Consider the following 18857-nt stretch of genomic DNA (forward strand, 5'->3'; position numbering starts at 1 on the left):
GACATGCGCTCACCCGTTAGCCGCCGCCATGTCCTGCAAGGGATGGCGGCGGGGCTGTCGGCCACAGCAGTGCCGCGCCTCGTGCAGGCACAGGGCGCGAGCCAGCCGGCCCTGACGCCGGGACCGCCCGGCAGGCCGGGCCGTCACCGCGTCGATGAACCGGCCTCGATCGAGGTCAACGCACGGCCGCTGCCGTCGTTCGACATCCGCGATCGTGCGCGCACGCGGTTCGGTTCGCTGGAATATCGCAGCGGTCTCATTCTGACCTCGTCGTTCGCCGGCTTCGGCGGCCTCTCTGCGCTCAGGCTTGACGCCAAGGGCGAACGCTTCATCGCGGTCAGCGACCAAGGCACCTGGTTCACCGGCCGCATCGTCTATCGCGGCCGCGAGATGGCCGGGCTCGACGATGTCGAGGCGGCGCCGCTGCTCGACGCCCACGGCAAACCGATCACCGCCACCCGCGGCTGGTACGATTCGGAATCGCTCGCGCTCGACGGCTCGATCGCCTATGTCGGTCTCGAGCGGGTCAACCAGGTGCTGCGCTACGATTTCTCCAAGGGCTTCACGCGGTCGCGCGGCGAAGTGGTGCCGCTGCCACCGGCTGCGCGCAGGCTGCCCAACAATAAGGGGTTGGAGGCGCTGGTCTTCGTGCCCAGGGCCTTGGCCAAGCCTCAACCGCTTGCGGGCACGCTGATCGCGTTTTCGGAGCGCGGGCTCGATGCAAGCGGCAATCTCATGGCCTTCCTGGTCGGCGGCAAGACGCCGGGCCAGTTCAGCATCCGGCGCACCGAGAATTTCGACATCAGCGATGCGGTGCTGCTGCCGTCGGGCGATCTGTTGATCCTGGAGCGGAAATTCTCCTGGCTCGGCGGCGTCGGGATCCGCATCCGCCGGCTCGTCCTGTCCGACATCGCGCCCGGCGCCGTCGTCGATGGCCCGGCGATCTTCAACGCCGATCTCGGCAATGAGATCGACAACATGGAAGGGATCGACGCCCATGTCAGCGCGGAGGGTGAGACCGTGCTGACCATGGTTTCCGACGACAATTTCTCCCTGATCCAGCGCAATCTGCTGCTGCAATTCACGCTGGTGGAGTGAGGCATCGCTTCACCTTCCCCTCAAGGGCAGGGCGAACCGACGCCATATCCGCATTGCTGGTCTGCGTCCCGGCCGGTCCGCCGCTGCTGCCTGTTGGTGATCGCAGCCCCGCCCTCTATCTTGGGCGTGCCCTTTCCCCGATCCCGGATATCCCGCATGAGCACCCTGTTTTCCCCGATCGAACTGCGTGGACTCAATCTCGCCAATCGCGTCATGGTCTCGCCGATGTGCCAGTATTCGGCCGACGACGGCTCCGCCAATGATTGGCACTTCACCCACATCAACATGCTGGCGCTGTCGGGTGCCGGGATGTTCTGCATCGAGGCCACCCATGTCGAGGATATCGGGCGGATCACGCCAGGTTGCCTCGGCCTCTATAGCGACGCCAACGAGGCGGCGCTGAAGCCGATCCTCGCCTCGGTGCGCAAGCATTCCAAGGCGGCGGTCGCGATGCAGCTTGCCCATGCCGGCCGCAAGGCTTCCAGCCAGCGTCCGTGGGAGGGCGGGCAGTTGATCCCGGTTGCCGACGGCGGCTGGCAGACGGTCGGGCCGTCGGCGGTCCCGCACAAGGACGGCGAGGCTGCACCGGTGGCGCTCGATGATGCCGGCCTGAAGCGCATTCGCGATGCCTTTGTCGCGGCCGCCAGGCGTGCCGACCGGCTCGGCATCGATGCGCTCGAGCTGCATGGCGCGCACGGTTATCTGCTGCACCAGTTCCTGTCGCCAATCGCCAACAAACGGACCGACCGGTATGGCGGTTCGCTCGAAAACCGCATGCGCTTCCCGCTGGAAGTGTTCGACGCGGTGCGCGCAGCATTCCCGGATCATAAGCCGATCGGCATGCGGGTGTCGGCGACCGACTGGGTCGACGGTGCCTGGGACCTCGCGCAGACCATCGAATTTGCCAAGGAGCTGAAGAAGCGTGGCGTCGACTGGATGGATGTGTCTTCCGGCGGCGTGTCGCCGCTGCAGAAGATTCCGCTTGGTCCGGGCTACCAGGTGCCGGCGGCGCAGGCGGTGAAGGAAGCGACCGGCGTCACCACGATGGCGGTCGGCCTGATCACCGAAGCGAAGCAGGCCGAGGAGATCGTCGCATCAGGGAAGGCCGACATGGTCGCGCTCGCCCGCGGCATGCTCTACGACCCACGCTGGGGCTGGCACGCCGCCGCCGAACTTGGCGGCGAGGTAAGCGCGCCGCCGCAATACTGGCGCTCGCAGCCCTCCACCCAGAAGACGCTGTTCGGCAAGACCACATTCGGCGCGCGGTAGCGCCATCCGGGAATCGCGCAGCCTGCAGAATTGTCCCGGATCGCGCGTCGCGCCATCCGGGCTAGCTCTGCGCATCGCCAGGGAATGACGATGTGATCCATTGAGCCATTGTCCTGCCGCAGCCCGGGCAGCTACTCTCCGATCGCGTGCGGAAGACACGCAACGAACAAGGAGAGGAAACCCATGGAACTCGGATACTTCGCGATGCCGTCGCATCCGCCGGAGTGCGGACTGAAAGAGGGCCACGATTGGGACCTGCAGGTGCTGCGCTGGCTCGACGAGCTCGGCTACCAGGAAGCCTGGATCGGCGAGCACCACACCGCGCCCTGGGAGCCGCACCCGTCGCCCGATCTGCTGGTGGCGCAGGCACTGCTGCAGACCAAGAACATCCGCATCGGACCCGGCGGCTTCCTGCTGCCGTATCACCATCCAGCCGAGCTCGCCAACCGCGTCGCGATGCTTGATCATCTCTCGAACGGGCGGCTCAATTTCGGCGTCGCGGCCTCCGGCTTGCCGAGCGACTGGGCGATGTTCAACGTCGACGGCATGTCCGGCCAGAACCGCGACATGACCCGCGAGGCGCTCGAGATCATCCTGAAGATGTGGACCGAGCCGGCCCCGTGGACTCATAAGGGCAAGTTCTGGACGGTGACCAAGCCGGACACGATGTTCGACTTCCTGAAACCCCACATCAAGCCTCAGCAAGCGCCGCATCCACCGATCGGCGTCGCCGGCCTGTCCAAGAACTCCGACACCTTGAAGCTCGCCGGCGAGCGCGGCTTCATCCCGATGAGCTTGAACCTCAATCCCGCCTACGTCGGCAGCCACTGGGACTCGGTCGAAGCCGGCGCCGCCAAGACCGGCCGCAAGCCGAGCCGCAAGGACTGGCGGATGGTGCGCGAGGTTTTTGTCGCCGATACCGATGAAGAGGCCTGGAAGCTCTCGACTGGCGACATGATGGGCCGGATGATGGGCGAGTATTTCCTGCCGCTGCTCGGCCATTTCGGCTTCAAGGATTATTTGAAGGCATCGCCCGACGTTCCCGACAGCGACGTCACGGTCGAATATTGCGCGCGCAACAACTGGATCGTCGGCTCGCCGGCGACGGTCACCGAGAAGATCGAGAAGATCTATCAGGAGGTCGGCGGCTTCGGCGTGCTCTTGGTGTTCGGCTTCGACTACAAGCACAAGCCCGAGGCCTGGCACAATTCGCTGCGGCTCTTGAAACAGGAAGTGTTGCCGCGGCTGAAGCACCTCGACGCCTCGGTCGGCCGCGCGGCGTAGGCGTCAGGATGAACATGCGGGGCAGCCTCAACGCTGCCCCGTGCTTCATGTCCCGCCCGATCTTACGCCCAGTGCATTGTCCGGAGAGCCGCCGCCGACACCGGAATGAATGAAGCGGATCGCACAGCACCGCAGCAACGGGATCGAGTGCTACCTTGGATCGATCGATCATCATTCCATGCCGCGCTGGGTGTGAATCGGCGCCCAAAAGCATCACGAGGTCGCGGCCATGTGAGGCGTCACGACTTTCGCGACGTGACGAAAAGGCCTAGCCTGACCGACGGCGCAGTTCATTTGATGAGGCATAGCGATGCGCAGCCGCGTCAGAAAATTTGCCCATATCCTGGAGCGCTTCGGCCTTGCCCTGGCGGGCGCCGCAAGCGGTCTGTTCGTCGCCATCCATGTCGGCTCGAGCGTGTCGGCGCTGACCTCGCAGGCGTTCCTGCTGATCATGATGCTGGGCGGCGCGATCGGCTTCTATCTCGGCATCGACACGCCGCCGAAGCTCTTCCACCCGAAGGACGGCGCCTCGACGCGCAAGATCGACGCGGCGGAACTACTCAGCGCGATCGGCACTTTCCTGGCGACCATGGTGGCGTTCTTCTCGGTTGGTGTCGTCGTGCTGCGCAGCGAGCCGGATATCGGCTGGACTGCGGCGATCATGGCCGGCTGGGTGCTCGGTGTCGCCATGCAGATCGTCGCCGGCACGATCGCCCGCACCCGGGTGTAATTACGCGCCGCGCGCCACGCCCAATCCGGCGAGATGCGTGTCGACGAACTGCGTGAGCCGCTCGCGCAGCATCTCCGGCGGCACCGCGACCATCCGCTCCTCGAGGCCCAGCGATATGATGCCGTGGACCGCGGAGAACATCATCCGCGACAGTAGCGCGACCTCGTTCGGATCGCGATCGGGCAACAGCCGCACCAGCGGCGCATGCATCAGCGCGAACGCATCCATCACCATCGCCAGGATATCCTCCGGAAACGGCCGGTCGTCCTCCATCCGGTGCTCGAACAGCGAGCGCAGCAGATTGGCGTGCTCGCTGGCGAAGCCGAGATAGGCGTCCGCGAGCCCGTGGAGCTGGCGCAGGGGATCCTCGGCCGGGACGGCCTTGAGCCGCGCGGCCAGGGCCTGAACGGTCTCCCTGTTCACGGTCAGGATCAGGCCGTCGAAGTCGCCGAACTCGTTATAGACGCTGCCGATGGAGCAGCCGGCGGCCTCGGCGACATCACGAACCTTCAATGATCTCAATCCTTTAATCGCGATATATCGACGCGCGATCTCGATCAGCAGAGCTCGCCGCTGAAGTTTTTTCCGGTCCCGTCGTGATTCTTCTTGAACAATGTTCATTTTCAGGCTACTAATTTGAGCGTTGCTCAAGTTGGCATAGGAGGCCACTCAGATGCAGACCCTAGCACTTCAACTGACCACCACCTTCGTCGATGATGCGATCGAGCTCGTGAAGGGCTTTGGCCGCGTCGTCCACTCGCTGGCGACCGAGCCGATCGAGCGGATCGCCCGTGCCTGCGACGTCGCGGGCGTGCTGGAGCAGCGGCGCGCCGAGCGCCCGGCGGCACAGCATGGCGGCCGCTGCAAGTCGCGCAACTGCAGCTGGTCGCCGTTCGGCGGCTTGCGTGAACTGACCTGAAGCGCTCCGGCCGCAATTGTCGCCGAAACCTCAACAAAGCACTCACCATGTCGCCGCGAGCTGGTCTCGAGATCGATCAACCCCAGGTCTGGATAAGGTCTCATACATCTCTGGCGGGCAATGTCGCCGCGGCCCGGCGCGTGTGGATGTGCGCCGGTTCGAACCGAACCGTTGCGGAAAAGACTAAAGGCTGCGGCATTTCCGTCAATTTCACCCCGTTCACCCATTCTCTGCCCAACCAATTCGCAGACCTGCCAGCGCCGTGCGCGCTAACCCAAGGAACCGGTCATGATCAAGGAATTGATGACGTCCCGCCGCTTCGCGCCGCTGTTCTGGTCGCAGTTCTGCTCTGCTTTGAACGACAACGTGCTGAAGAACGCGCTGGTCATCATGCTGCTGTATGGCGTCGCCAACGAGCAGGGGCCGGCATTGGTTCAGCTCGCGGGTGCGGTGTTTATCTTCCCGTTCTTCGTGCTGTCGGCACTCGGCGGTGAACTCGCCGACCGCTACGTCAAATCGATCGTCGCCCGCCGGCTGAAGTTCTTCGAGATCTTCGCCGCGGCTTTCGCCGCCGCCGGTTTCTTCACCCATTCGATCCCGCTGCTGTTCATTGCGCTGGCGCTGTTCGGCATCGTCGCCGCGCTGTTCGGGCCGGTGAAATATGCCGTGCTGCCCGACCAACTGTCGGTGTCCGAACTTGCGACCGGCAACGCACTGGTCGAGGGCGCGACCTTCATGGCGATCCTGATCGGCACCATCGCGGGCGGGCTGTTCGTCGCGGGTGCCAGCCATATGGGCTGGATCTGCGCCGCCGTGGTCGGCCTGTCGGTGCTGTCCTGGGGGTTTGCGTCGCGCATTCCGGTGACACAGCCTTCCGCGCCTGAGCTTGCCATTACCAAGAACCCGTGGACCTCGACGGTGCGCCTGTTGAAGTCGCTCTATGCCGAGCCGCGGCTGTGGGACGGCATGGTGATCGTGTCCTGGTTCTGGATGGTCGGCGCGATCGTGCTGTCGCTGCTGCCTGCGCTGATCAAGGAGGGCGTCGGCGGCACCGAGGGCGTGGTCACGCTGTGCCTCGCGGTGTTCGCGATCGGCATCGCTGCCGGTTCGCTGTTCGCCGCGCAGCTCAGCCATGTTCGGCCGAATCTCGCGCTGGTGCCGATCGGCGCCATCGTGATGGGCGTGGTCGGCCTAGACCTCGCACTTGCGATCGCCACCACCTCGCTCGGCAAGGACGTCACCGCGGCTGCGTTCGCGACCTCGTTCGGTGGCTTCCGCATGCTGGCCGACTTCTTCCTGTTCGCTTTCGGCGGCGGCCTGTTCGTGGTGCCGTCGTTTGCCGCCGTGCAGGCCTGGACCGCGCCGTCCGAGCGCGCCCGCATCATCGCTGCGGGCAACATTTTGCAGGCGGGCTTCATGGTTGCCGGCGCGGTGTTCGTCGGCGCGCTGCAGGCTACCGGTCTGCCGATCGCCTGGATCTTCTTCGGCCTTGCGATCGCGAGCTTCGGCACCGTCTGGTTCGTGCTGACCAAGTGGGGCAAGGAGGGCGTCCGCGATTTCGGCGCGCTGCTGTTCCGCGCGCTGTTCCGCCTCGAAGTGCGCGGCATGGAGAACCTGCCGCCCGCCGGCACGCGGATGCTGATCGCGCCCAATCACGTCAGTTTGGTCGACGGTCCGTTGCTGCATGCCATGCTGCCGATCGACGCCAGCTTTGCCGTCGACACCGGCATCGCCAAGGCGTGGTGGGCCAAGCCGTTCCTGAAGATGATCAAGCACTACACGATGGACCCGTCGAAGCCGTTGGCTGCGCGCGACCTGATCAAGCTGGTCGCCGCCGGCGAGCCGGTCGTGATCTTCCCGGAAGGCCGCATCACGGTGTCCGGTTCGCTGATGAAGGTCTATGACGGCACCGCGATGATCGCCGACAAGGCCGATGCGGTGGTCGTTCCGGTCCGCATCGAGGGCGCGCAGCGCTCGCATCTCAGCTATCTCAAGAACGGCGAGATCAAGCGCTCCTGGTTTCCCAAGGTGACGATCTCGATCCTGCCGCCGGTGAAGCTGCCGGTCGACCAGGCGCTGAGGGGCAAGGCGCGCCGCAACGCCGCCGGCGCCGCGCTGCAGGACGTCATGATCGATGCCATGGTCCAGAACGCGATGCTCGACCAGACGCTGTTCGAAGGTCTCGGCCATGCCTATCGCGACCGCGACACCGGCAAGCCTGTTATCGAGGACGCGCTCGGCACCAAGCTGACTTATCGCAAGCTAATCCTCGGGGCGCAGGTTCTGAGCCGCAAGCTCGAGCAGGGGACCTCGGTAGGCGAAAATGTCGGCGTGCTGTTGCCGAATTCGGCCGGCGTTGCTGTCGTGTTCATGGCGTTGCAGACCATCGGCCGCGTGCCGGCGATGCTCAACTTCTCGGCCGGGCCGGTCAACGTGCTGGCCGCGATGAAGGCGGCGCAGGTCAAGACCGTGCTGACCTCGCAGGCCTTCATCGAGAAGGGCAAGCTCGACAAGCTGATCGCGGCGATGGCCGGCCAGGCACGCGTGATCTATCTCGAGGATGTCAGAGCCGGCATCAGCCTCTCCGACAAGATTGCGGGCTTCCGCGCCGGCATCGCGCCGCGCATTGCGCGAAGCGCGAATGATCCCGCGGTGATCCTGTTTACCTCGGGTTCGGAAGGCACGCCGAAGGGCGTCGTGCTGTCCCACCGCAACATCCTCGCCAACGCAGCGCAGGCGCTGGCGCGGGTCGATGCCAATGCCAACGACAAGGTGTTCAATGTCCTGCCGGTATTCCACTCGTTCGGCCTGACCGGTGGCATGATGATGCCGATCCTCGGCGGCATCCCGATCTTCATGTATCCGTCGCCGCTGCATTACCGGATCGTGCCCGAGCTGATCTACCAGACCGGCGCCACCATCCTGTTCGGCACCGACACCTTCCTCACCGGCTACGCCCGCTCGGCGCATGCCTATGATTTCCGCACGCTGCGGCTCGTCATCGCCGGCGCGGAAGCGGTGAAGGAGCGCACGCGGCAGGTCTATATGGAGCGCTATGGCATTCGCATCCTCGAGGGCTACGGCGTCACCGAGACCGCGCCGGTGCTCGCGATGAACACGCCGATGGCCAACCGCCAAGGCACCGTCGGCCGGATTTCGCCGTTGATGCAGTACCGCCTCGATCCGGTCCCCGGCATCGAGGAGGGCGGCCGGCTGTCGGTGAAGGGGCCGAACGTCATGATCGGCTATCTCCGTGTCGAGAATCCCGGCGTGCTGGAGCCGCTGCCCGATGGTTGGCACGACACCGGCGACATCGTCACGGTCGATGCGCAGGGCTTCATCGCGATCAAGGGCCGCGCCAAGCGCTTCGCCAAGATCGCGGGCGAAATGGTCTCGCTCTCCGCAGTGGAGGCGATGGCATCGGCGCTGTGGCCGCAGGCGATGTCGGTTGCGGTGACGCTGCCCGATCAACGCAAGGGCGAGCGCATCGTGCTGCTCACCACCGAGAGGAATGCCGACCGCGCCGCGATGCAGCGCCAGGCCAAGAGCGTCGGCGCCTCGGAGCTTTCGGTGCCTGCCGACATCCGCGTCGTCGACAAGGTGCCGCTGCTCGGCACCGGCAAGACCGACTATGTTGGAGCGACGGCATTGGCCAAGGAACTCGCCACAGCGCCTGCGACGCAGTCCGAGCCCGCCGGCGACGAGCCCGAGCCGGAGTCGCTGCAGCAACACGTTGCATGAGTCCTGGCATGAGTCTTGGCAGGATGGTTGTGCTTTTCGGGAGCATGTTGTCAGATAGACGGCAACTGCTCCCGAGAAAGCACGATCATGCTGGACAAACTGAACCCGGCTACCGAGGACGCGCCTGAACTGATCGCCGAGCGCTGGATCGGCGCGCTCGATGCGGCGCTTGCCGGCCGCTCCGCTCATGCTCTCACCGCGTTGTTCGCGCCCGAGAGCCACTGGCGCAATATCTTCGGTATTTCCTGGCATTTTGCGACATTCAGTGGGCGGCAAGGCGTCGTTGCCGAGCTGCTGGCCCGCGTCGCCTCGGTGAACGCCACTGGATTCCGTCTCGATGGCCGTGCCTTGATACCGCGACGCGCCGTGGTGGCCGGACGGGAGGTGATCGAGGCCGTTTTTACCTTCGACACGTCGAACGGGCCGGGCACTGGCGCGATCCGCCTGCTTCCAGACGTCGATGGAAATTCCGCGGCGTGGACGTTTTCCACCATGCTCGACTTCGATCGCGTCTGCGACGCGCGCGCCGGGCACACCGCCGAACAATCCCATGCGCGCGATTTCGCCGCACCCGACTGGCTCGAGCAGCGCCATGCCTCGCGCGCCTATGCCGACCGCGAGCCTGACGTGCTGATCGTCGGCGGCGGCCATGCCGGCATCGCGGCCGCGGTCGAGTGCAAGCGGATCGGGCTCGACGCCTTGATCGTCGATCGCGAGCGGCGCATCGGCGACAATTGGCGGCTGCGCTATCGCGGCTTGAAGCTGCACAACAAGACGCCGGTCAATCTGTTTCGCTACCTGCCGTTCCCGCCGACCTTCCCGGACTACATCCCGAAGGACAAGATCGCGAACTGGCTGGAAAGCTATGTCGACATCATGGAGCTCGACTTCTGGACCGAGACCTCGTTCGACGGCGCGCGCTATGACGATGCCATGCAACGCTGGACGGTGACGCTGCAACGGAGCGATGGCCCGCGCACGCTGCATCCGAAGCACATCGTGCTCGCGACCAGCGTCAGCGGCACGCCGAATATCCCCACCATCCCTGGCATCGAGAATTTCAAGGGCAAGGTGCTGCATTCGAGCCAATTCGCGGCGGGGCGCGAATGGGCAGGCCGCTCGGTCGTCGTGTTCGGCACCGGCACCAGCGCGCATGACATCTGCCAGGAGCTGCACGCTGCCGGCGCCGACGTCACCATGGTCCAGCGCAGCCCGACCATGGTGGTCAATGTCGAGCCGGCACAGCTCTACGACAGGACCTATCTCGGCGACGGCCCGCCGATCGAGGTGCGCGACATCCTCAATTCCGGCGTGCCGCTGCCGGTCATGAAGGTCGCGCACAAGATCATCACCGACGAGGTGAAGCGGCTCGATGCGCCGTTGCTGTCGCGGCTGGAGCGCGCCGGCTTCCGGCTCGAATTCGGCGAGGACGGCACCGGCTGGCCGCTGAAATTCCGCTCCCGCGGCGGCGGCTACTACTTCAACGTCGGCTGCTCCGAGCTGATCGCCGACGGCAAGATCCGCCTGATCCAGGCCGCCGACATCACCGGCTTCACCGCCGATGGCCTCGCGCTGAAGGGCGGCAAGACGCTCGCGGCCGAGCTGTTTGTGCTCGCCACCGGCTACAAGGGCCCCGACCATCTCGTCGGCCGACTGTTCGGCGAGGATGTCGCCGCGCGCGTCGGCCGGGTCTGGGGCTTCGACGAGGCGACGCAGGAGCTGCGCAACATGTGGACGCGCACACCCCAGCCCGGCCTCTGGTTCACTGGCGGCGCCTTCTCGCAGGCCCGCATCTACAGCCGCTTCATCGCGCTGCAGATCGCCGCGATCGAAGCCGGCACGCTTTCCAAATCATTCAACTGCAAGCACGCGAACTGAAGGACCCCCATGCCGCTCCCGCTCGATGCCGTCATTGCCAACATCATTCCGCTGCTGCCGCTGCGCGATCCCACCACCATGACGCCGCAGAGCGCGCGTGACTCGCTGCGCGCTTTGGCCGATGCGCGCGCCGCGGTGCCGCCACCGCCGGTCGATGTCGCCAGCAACATCGAGGTGCAGGGCGCCGGCGGCAAGCTCGCCGCTCGGCTCTACCGCAACGGCCGCGGCTCGGCGCCGACCGTGATCTTCTTCCATGGCGGCGGCTGGGTCGCCGGCGATCTCGAGACCCATGATCGCCAGGCCCGCAACCTCGTGATCGAGACCGGCGCTGTCGTGATCTCGGTCGATTACCGCCGCCCGCCGGAGACGCGCTTTCCCGGCGCGTTCGAGGATGCGTTCGCCGCGGTCCGCGACGTGGTGGGGCGCATCAGCGAATTCGGCGGCGATCTCTCCCGCGTCGGCGTCGCCGGCGATTCCGCCGGCGGCAATCTTGCCGCGACCGCAGCGCTCGCCTGCCGCGACGCCGGCATCGCGCTCGCCGGGCAGCTGCTCGTCTATCCCGTCACCGACGTGGTCGGCAATTTCGCCGATCCCGCGGAGAATGCCAAATTCCCGTCGCGCGCCGAGAATGCCGAGGGCTACTTCCTGTCACGCGCGGTGATGGAATGGTTCTGCGGCCATTATCTCGCGAACCCCGCGCTGGGCACCGACTGGCGCGTTTCGCCGCTGCGCGCGACGAGCCTCAAGGGTGCCGCGCCGGCGGTCGTCACCACGGCCTGGTTCGACCCGTTGCGCGACGAGGGCCATGCCTATGCGAGGGCATTGCAGGCGGCCGGCGTGCCTGTGACCTATCACACGGGCGATGGCCTCATTCACGGCTATTTCGGCCTCGGCGACGCCTCGGCCGCCGCGCGCGCCGAGGCGCAGCGCGCGCGAGCCGATTTCAAGGTGTTGTTGGAGAAGGGGGTGTAACTCCTCCCCGCGGGGCGGCGCGCGTTACCAAAACTGTGAAAACAACCCCATGCAAAGGAGCCGGCGGTAGCCCGGGGCGTTCCTTCAGGTGACTTGACGCGTCGGGCAACTCAGGGTTATATTTCTAATATTCCGAAATCTGGCACGCGTGTGCGCCCCAGGGGTACATATGGCATTTGCGTGCGTCTGAACTGACGTTTCCGCGTCGTCCTGGTATTGGTTGACGAAGGGAGTCTAACTTCCGTCGTCCCGGCGAAGGCCGGGACCCATTACCCCGATTGGATGTTTGGCGCGACGCTGGGGCCGCAGCCCGCTGCAACGACAGGCTACGGTGGTTATGGGTCCCGGCCTGCGCCGGGACGACGATGTGGGTGGTTTTGCGTTCTACAACTTCCGCCTCAGCAACCCCCTCAATCGTTCCCGATGGTGTCGCCGAACAGCTGCCAGGTCTCGCCGTTGAACTTCTGCAGCCGCATCGCCTCCACCGGGAAATAGTCGGTCGGCGACGTCTTCACCTTGATGCCGGGCAGGAACATCGGCAGCGCGATGTCGAGGTTGGCGGCCTGCTTCATGATGTTCTCATGGGTGAGGTCGTCGCCGCATTGCTTGAGCACCTGCACCGTCGCCTCCGCCACTACATAGCCGTAGACGATCAGCTGGTCCTGCAGATTGCCGTCGGGGAAATAGTCCTTCATGAACGTCTTCAGCGCGATCACATCGGGATCGTCCTTCCACTGCGGATCGTTCGGATCCTTCAGCGAGTAGGACGAGATGATGCCCTTGGAGTGTTCGAAGCCGGCCGGCTTCAGCACCGAGGACACCGAGGTCGAGGTCGCGGCGAGGAAGAACATGTCGGGCTTCCAGCCGATCTCGCCGATCTTCTTGATAGCCTGCGCCGCCTGCTTTGGGATCGCGTGCATGAACAGCACGTTGGCGCCGGAGGCCTTCAGCTTCACGATCTGGCTGTCGACCGTCGGGTCGGTCGATTCATAGGTGGCTTCCGCCACCACCATCTTGGCGGTGTTGTCCGGCCCCAGCCCCTTCTTGAAGCCGTTGCCGTAATCCTTGCCGGCATCGTCGTTCTGGTAGAACAGCGCGATCTTCGCGTCCGGCTTGTTGGTCAGCACATACTTGGCATAGACCGCGGTCTCGGCCTGGTACGACGGCTGGAAGCCGATCGACCATGGAAAATGCTGATAGTCGCCCCACAGCGTGGCGCCGGCGCCGACGAACAGCTGCGGCACTTTCTTGTCGTTGAGATATTTGCGCACGGCAAGGCCGGTCGGCGTGCCCAGCGGATTGAGGATCGCGGCAACCTCCTCCTGCTCCACCAGCTTGCGGGTCTGCTCCACGGTCTTCGGCGGCGAATAGCCGTCGTCGAGCGTGATCAGATTGATCTTGCGCCCGTTCACGCCGCCCCGGTCGTTGATCATTTTGAAGTAGGCGGCCTGGGTCTTCGCGATCACGCTGTAGGCCGATGCCGCGCCGGAGAATGGCGAGGTCTGTCCGAGCTTGACCTCGGTGTCGCTGGCCCCCAGTCCGTATTTCTTCTCGGCGGCCTGAGCCTGCGTCGCGAGCACAAGCGCTGCGGCTGTGATGGCCTTCCATCTCATCGTGAGCCTCCCTGCGGCTTTTTTGTTTTGTTCGCGCGGGAGAGCTTACGCAGGTCGAGAAGGGCGGGCTTGTGGGGAGACGCCGGGGCAGGGATGCGAAAATGCGGCTATTGCCGTCGTCCCGGCCTAGTGCGCAATTGCGCACGGGAGCCGGGACCCATAACGACTAATGTTTGCCGTTACGCGGAATGTTGCCCCAGCGTCGCATCACACAAATAGCCGGGGTAATGGGTCCTGGCCTTCGCCGGGACGACGATGACGAGATAGCGCCCTCAGCGATAGCGCACGCTGCCGGTGGTGACCGGGTCGGTCGGCAGCACGGTGGCGCCGGCGCGGTTGGCGGCGGCGGAGGTGATCATGCCCGGCTCGCCCTTCAACACATTGCGGGGCGGGTTGAATTCGAGGATGACGAGGACCGCGGTCGCCAGCACCGCCACGGCGGCGGTCGCGATCGCAGGCATCAGTCTTCCGCGCGTATCGGCTGCGCGAACTTGCATTGATCAATTCCTTTATCGGGGTCGTTCTTTGGACCTGACATAAGAACGGCCAGGCTTGTTCCCAAGAGTGCGGCGCACATGCCTCACAATCAGTTGTACCGTCCGTGATGTCCTTCACGGATTTCGAGCCGCGCAGCTTGGCCGCATCGAATCGGAATCGTGTCGGACGGCTTGTTTGCACACTAACATCTGGAAGAGATCGTGGCGTTTTGCATGCGCCTCATGCGCTCGTGATGATGCGAATGAGTTTGTGATTAATGCCGGCGCGAGAAGGCCGTTTTGCCTTGATTTATAGGGTTTCTGAACTGGGAGAGGCGTACGCGTTAAGCGTTTCTTCACGCACGGACAGCGCATCAAAATAGATTCGTGCTGTGGCGAGCGATGACACCGCTGTCATTGGCAGCAGGTGGCAACGGGCGTGTTCGGCAGAGAGTAACCGGGCTTGTCAGGCGGTCTCGTCCGTCGAGCCGCTTGGCGGAGGCTTTAGCGAAGGCGGGAAGCAACCATCTCTCCCGTCGCGAGACGGTAGATTGTCTTGCTCTTCACTGATTGATGTAGAGGAGAATCCACTCGCGCCGCGTTTGCGTGCGGCGCGCTTGTCTTGCGTGCACTCCGCGTCCACCGCATCCGCCTCCACGTTCGTGACGATCGCGATATGCCCCTCTCAGAGGAGGCGGGACGCGCTGCTTGTACCCGTGAGTGGTCGAGAAATAGGAACATTTTCTTTGTACGGACCGGACAGGGGGTGTCGCGTCGAAAAGGCGGGCGAAATTCGCGGTTTGGCGCGGGTCGGCTGCAAGCCTTGAGCATCGCGGAATGACGGGCAGTTGCAACGGCTTGTCACGGCAACCGAACTTCGGCACGATGCGACTGCCGCGTATTCGGGCATGTTGTGGGATGCGGGCAGGCTTCCGGGTGGGCCGATATTGTTTGGCAGTTTGTCTTGAGTGACCTTGCGACCGATCCCCCGCTTGAATTCGTCAACGGCGTGGCGCGCGAACGCGGTGGGTTCTGGCGCCGCGTGACGGCGTTCGCGATCGACATCGCCATCGCAACGTTGTTGCTCCAGGTGCTGGCGTTCGCCCTGTATCCCGCGACCGGCGGGCGCGTGCAGTTTCCCGGCGGCTTCATGCTGCTGTATTGCGATCAGCTCAAGGCCGTCCCCCAAGGCTTCGACGTCCCGGCAGGTTTCGTCCCCACCACGATCGTCGATTGCCGGCAGGGCCTGTTTCAGCTGACGTCGGCACGGGCGCTGAACCTGGTGCAGGTCACGCAAAACGGCGTCCTCACCACGAGAAAGCAAATCACCTTCCTGCGCGATGTCGAGGGCAAACCGGTCGAGCAACCGATCCTCGGCCTGTTCTGGCTGCCGCTGTTCTTCGTGCTGCGCCTGCTGTTCGATCGCCGGGGCGGCACGCCGGGTCGCCGGTTGCTCGGTCTTCGCCTGACTGACGCCGCGAGCGGGCAGCGTCCGCCATCATCGAGCGCGGTGGTGCGCCGCTATCTGATGCAGGCGTTGCCGCTCGCACCCTACGCCGTCGAGCCGGTGCTGCTGTCCTTGTCCGGGGTGCACATCGTGCCGCTCGGCGAGGCCTGGTGGATGGCGTTGATCCTGCCCACGGTGTGCGGCGGCATCGGCGCCCTGATCGCGCTGCATAACGTGATCTATCGCAAGGATGCCTTCTACGATTCCTTTGCGCAGACCAGCGTGCTGCGGACCGATGGCGCCGGTGCCGTGATGCGGGCCGCGGCCATGCCACCGTTGCTGCCGCCGTCATTGCCGGACGTCACGCCGGGTCAAGTCGAAGCTGCTCTTTTCGACGGGCCCGAGCAGGCTGCTGCCGATGCATTGGGCGTTGCCCAGCCGAGCGCAGCTGCGCCGCCGCCAGCCGTCGTGCTTCCTCCGCCCTTGCCGCGGCCGGCCAATTACTTCGTGCGGCACTGGCGCGGCGAGCTGTCGCTGCCGGTCTCCTATTGGGTCAACGGCACCGCGCTCGGCGCCGGCCTCGGCGTTGCGATTGCCGTGGTCGGCCATCTGCTCTACGAGCGCGGCAGCGAGTATCCGGCGTTGTGGCTGGGCTCGGTGATCGCGATCTGGGCGTCGATCGTGCTGTTGCGGATCTGGGTCACCGTCGGCGTCTGGCGTTCGGCCTCGCGCTACCGGGCGCTTGGCAAGTCGTTCTGGGGCGGTGCGGCCAAGGTCACCACCGCACTCGGCGTGGCGTACCTCGCCTATAGCTGCCTGTTCGTCGCGGCGCCGCAGATCGCTGGTGTCTACGAGATCGTCTCCGGCGACACCCGCCTCGGGCCGCACCAGTTCCGCGTGCTGTTGAACGGCCAGATGCTGGAATTCTCGGGCGGCATAACCTTCGGTGTCGCCAAGGAGCTCGAGGGCTTCCTCAACGCGATGAGTGACCTCAAGGTGGTCCGGCTCAATTCGATCGGCGGGCGTATGAACGAGGCGCAGAAGATGGCCGACCTGATCAAGGCGCGCGGACTTGCGACCTTCGTCAAGGACACCTGTGTCTCCGCCTGCACGGTGGTGTTTCTCGGCGGCAAGGAGCGCGGACTGTTCACAGGCGGCGGCAAGCTCGGATTTCACCAGGCTTCATTTCGTGGCATGACCGCGGCCGATCGCAGCTCCTCGATCGAACGGGAGATCGCGCGCCTGCAGCGCTTCGGCCTTAGCCGCAGCTTCGCCGAGCGCGCCATGAAGACGCCGCCGAGCGGCATGTGGTACCCCGACAAGGACGAACTGCTGCGTGAAAAGGTGGTGACACGGCTCTACGCGCCGCCGCCACCTGCGAACAATCCAGCGAGCGGCAACCAGCCGCCCGCGACGGCGATGCCACAGACATCCGCGGCGGCAAGCAACGCCGCGGTTGCCGCACCGCCGGCGCCGGCTACGCCGCCTGCCGCGGCGGGCACGGGCCACGCTTTCCCGACGCCCGGCCCGCCATTGCATCTGGAATCCGGGACCTATCAGACCGAGCGCGTATGGATGCAGCCGTTTCCGACCAAGCCGGCATGGCCGACGCCGGCCGCGAAGGATGCCGAGGGAGAGAAGAAAGAATAGAGCGACGTATCGGTTCGATGGTGGAGCGCTTTGCCTTGCCGAAACCGGCGAAACGGGAAGCGTCGCTTGCACGCTTCCATGCGCGCGTCTCGCAAAGGACAGGCGGAAAACAAAAACGGCCAGGTCATCGACCCGGCCGTTTCAAAACTCTCTTCGCGAATTCCGCTCTCGCAGCTCGCTCAGCTCGCCTTCTTCACCGGGGCCGGCTTGCCGACCTTCTTCTCGATCGCGCGCTTCAGGTCGAGGGCGCGGGGCGAGAGCACGTCGGCCTTGGCCTTGAGCAGGTAGGCGTCGAGGCCGCCATTGTGGTCGACGCTCTTCAGGGCATTGGTCGAGACGCGCAGGCGCACGTTGCGGCCGAGCGCATCCGAGATGAAGGTCACGTTGGCCAGGTTCGGCAGGAAGCGCCGCTTGGTCTTGATATTCGAGTGGCTCACCTTGTGGCCCGTCTGGGGGCCCTTGGCCGTCAGTTCGCAGCGCCGGGACATCTTACAAAATCCTTATTGCATCCCCGCCGCTCTGCCAGGCGTGCAATCACACGGCCCGCGCGGGGGTTTTGAATTCGCGTCCATTTTCCAGGAACCGCGGGTGTATAGGGGGAGATCGCCCAACCGTCAAGATTATATCGCCGCATGGCGGTATCGGAGAATGCCGGTTCATAAGCCGTTCCAGCCACTTAACGGCTGAAATGGCAACCATATAAAGGGCGTATTCGGCTGCAAGTCTTGGTTCCATAAGAGATGCGCACGTTGTCCGGCCGAATTGAACGTCCCGATGGACAGCGAACAGAGCGCCGATAGCAGGACCGTCAGGTAGGTTAAGTGACCACCGCCATTGCCATTTTGCCCCCGCTCGGCCGGCTGCTCGGCCTGTGCGCGGGTGCCTTGCTGCTGTTTTGCGCCGAGCGCGCCAACGCGCAGGGGCGGCTCGATGCCCAGTATGAGGCAACGCTCGCCGGTATCTCGGTCGGCAAGGGCAGCTGGACCATCGAAATCGGCGACGACACCTTCTCGGCCTCGGCCCAGGGCGGCACCGCGGGCCTCTTGAAGGCGTTTTCGGGCGGCAGCGGCTCGGGCACCTCGCAGGGCCGCGTCGTCAACGGTTCGCTCGTGGCCGCCTCCTACACCGCGACCACCACCACCTCGAAGAAGTCAGAGACGATCCGGATGGTGCTGGCCAATGGCGGCATCAAGGAATCTTCGATCGAGCCGGAGCCGCCTGTCGATGCCGACCGCCTGCCGGTGTCGGACGCGCAGAAGAAGAACGTGTTCGATCCGATGACCGGCTCGTTCCTGCGTGCGCCCGGCAATGCCGAACTGATGAGCCCGGATGTCTGCCGCACCGGCGCCGGCGTGTTCGACGGCCGCATGCGTTACGACCTCAAGCTCGATTTCAAGCGGGTCGAGATCGTCAAGGCGGAGCGCGGCTATCACGGCCCGGCGCTGGTCTGCGCGCTCTATTTCGTGCCGGTCTCGGGCTACATCCCGGATCGCCCCGTGATCAAATACCTCGCCGCCCAGCGCAACATCGAGATCGCCTTCGTGCCGATCGCGGGCACCCGCCTGCTGGTGCCGTTCCGCATGACGATCCCGACTCCGCTCGGCCAGGCCATGCTGGAAGCGACCTCGTTCGTCACCACAGCCGCGCCGCCGCGCGTGGCGAAGACGCAGTAGCCTCTCTTCGCTTCCCCCCTTGTGGGAGAGGGTGCTTCGGAGGCGCTGCGCGAGCGCCACGGCCACGGCATGCAACAAACGTCATGGAATCCGGTTGACTCTTGCCC

At 65.0% G+C, this 18857-nt stretch carries 14 protein-coding genes; 10 read left to right on the plus strand and 4 right to left on the minus strand.

The features are described 5' to 3' along the window. Positions 1-3: 3 nt before the first annotated feature. The 4 genes from JQ507_00760 to JQ507_00775 all read left to right on the plus strand — a co-directional run bounded on the left by JQ507_00760 (position 4) and on the right by JQ507_00775 (position 4381). Positions 4-1098, plus strand: a complete 1095-nt coding sequence (locus JQ507_00760; protein ID QRI70112.1) for an esterase-like activity of phytase family protein — start codon at positions 4-6, stop codon at positions 1096-1098. 156 nt (positions 1099-1254) lie between these two features. After that, complete coding sequence (locus JQ507_00765) at positions 1255-2367, plus strand: NADH:flavin oxidoreductase/NADH oxidase (GenBank protein QRI70113.1); 1113 nt, start codon at positions 1255-1257, stop codon at positions 2365-2367. 183 nt (positions 2368-2550) lie between these two features. After that, positions 2551-3651, plus strand: a complete 1101-nt coding sequence (locus JQ507_00770) for an LLM class flavin-dependent oxidoreductase (protein ID QRI70114.1) — start codon at positions 2551-2553, stop codon at positions 3649-3651. 310 nt (positions 3652-3961) lie between these two features. Beyond that, the gene (locus tag JQ507_00775) at positions 3962-4381 is read left to right on the plus strand and encodes a hypothetical protein (GenBank protein QRI70115.1); all 420 of its coding nucleotides are present in this window, start codon (positions 3962-3964) and stop codon (positions 4379-4381) included. Here the strand turns inward: JQ507_00775 and JQ507_00780 are convergent, their stop codons facing one another. Then, positions 4382-5002 carry a TetR/AcrR family transcriptional regulator gene (locus JQ507_00780; GenBank protein QRI73127.1) on the minus strand — a complete coding sequence of 207 codons (621 nt, stop codon included), beginning with the start codon at positions 5000-5002 and terminating at the stop codon, positions 4382-4384. A gap of 52 nt (positions 5003-5054) precedes the next feature. Between JQ507_00780 and JQ507_00785 the strand changes: the two genes are divergently transcribed. From JQ507_00785 to JQ507_00800, 4 genes are all read left to right on the plus strand, one after another. Beyond that, positions 5055-5300, plus strand: a complete 246-nt coding sequence (locus tag JQ507_00785; GenBank protein ID QRI70116.1) for a hypothetical protein — start codon at positions 5055-5057, stop codon at positions 5298-5300. A 288-nt stretch (positions 5301-5588) separates the two neighbouring features. Beyond that, a complete protein-coding gene (locus JQ507_00790; GenBank protein QRI70117.1) occupies positions 5589-9041 on the plus strand; it encodes an acyl-[ACP]--phospholipid O-acyltransferase in 3453 nt (1150 codons plus the stop codon). 87 nt (positions 9042-9128) lie between these two features. Further along, the gene (locus JQ507_00795) at positions 9129-10919 is read left to right on the plus strand and encodes an NAD(P)/FAD-dependent oxidoreductase (GenBank protein ID QRI70118.1); all 1791 of its coding nucleotides are present in this window, start codon (positions 9129-9131) and stop codon (positions 10917-10919) included. 9 nt (positions 10920-10928) lie between these two features. Continuing rightward, a complete protein-coding gene (locus JQ507_00800; protein ID QRI70119.1) occupies positions 10929-11891 on the plus strand; it encodes an alpha/beta hydrolase in 963 nt (320 codons plus the stop codon). A gap of 410 nt (positions 11892-12301) precedes the next feature. Here the strand turns inward: JQ507_00800 and JQ507_00805 are convergent, their stop codons facing one another. Continuing rightward, the gene (locus JQ507_00805) at positions 12302-13504 is read right to left on the minus strand and encodes an ABC transporter substrate-binding protein (GenBank protein ID QRI70120.1); all 1203 of its coding nucleotides are present in this window, start codon (positions 13502-13504) and stop codon (positions 12302-12304) included. A gap of 272 nt (positions 13505-13776) precedes the next feature. Next, entirely contained in the window at positions 13777-14001 is a 225-nt protein-coding gene (locus JQ507_00810; GenBank protein QRI70121.1) for a hypothetical protein, read from the minus strand. Between the two features lie 943 nt (positions 14002-14944). Between JQ507_00810 and JQ507_00815 the strand changes: the two genes are divergently transcribed. Continuing rightward, the gene (locus JQ507_00815; GenBank protein ID QRI70122.1) at positions 14945-17077 is read left to right on the plus strand and encodes an RDD family protein; all 2133 of its coding nucleotides are present in this window, start codon (positions 14945-14947) and stop codon (positions 17075-17077) included. 179 nt (positions 17078-17256) lie between these two features. On the opposite strand, the gene rpmB is transcribed toward JQ507_00815, so the two are convergent. Next, a complete protein-coding gene (gene rpmB, locus JQ507_00820) occupies positions 17257-17565 on the minus strand; it encodes a 50S ribosomal protein L28 (protein ID QRI70123.1) in 309 nt (102 codons plus the stop codon). 354 nt (positions 17566-17919) lie between these two features. On the opposite strand from rpmB, the gene JQ507_00825 reads away from it, so the two are divergent. Continuing rightward, positions 17920-18750 carry a DUF3108 domain-containing protein gene (locus JQ507_00825; GenBank protein ID QRI73128.1) on the plus strand — a complete coding sequence of 277 codons (831 nt, stop codon included), beginning with the start codon at positions 17920-17922 and terminating at the stop codon, positions 18748-18750. The last annotated feature ends 107 nt before the right edge of the window (positions 18751-18857 follow it).

It is taken from the genome of Bradyrhizobium sp. PSBB068 (assembly GCA_016839165.1).
In the GTDB taxonomy this organism is placed as follows: Bacteria; Pseudomonadota; Alphaproteobacteria; order Rhizobiales; family Xanthobacteraceae; genus Bradyrhizobium.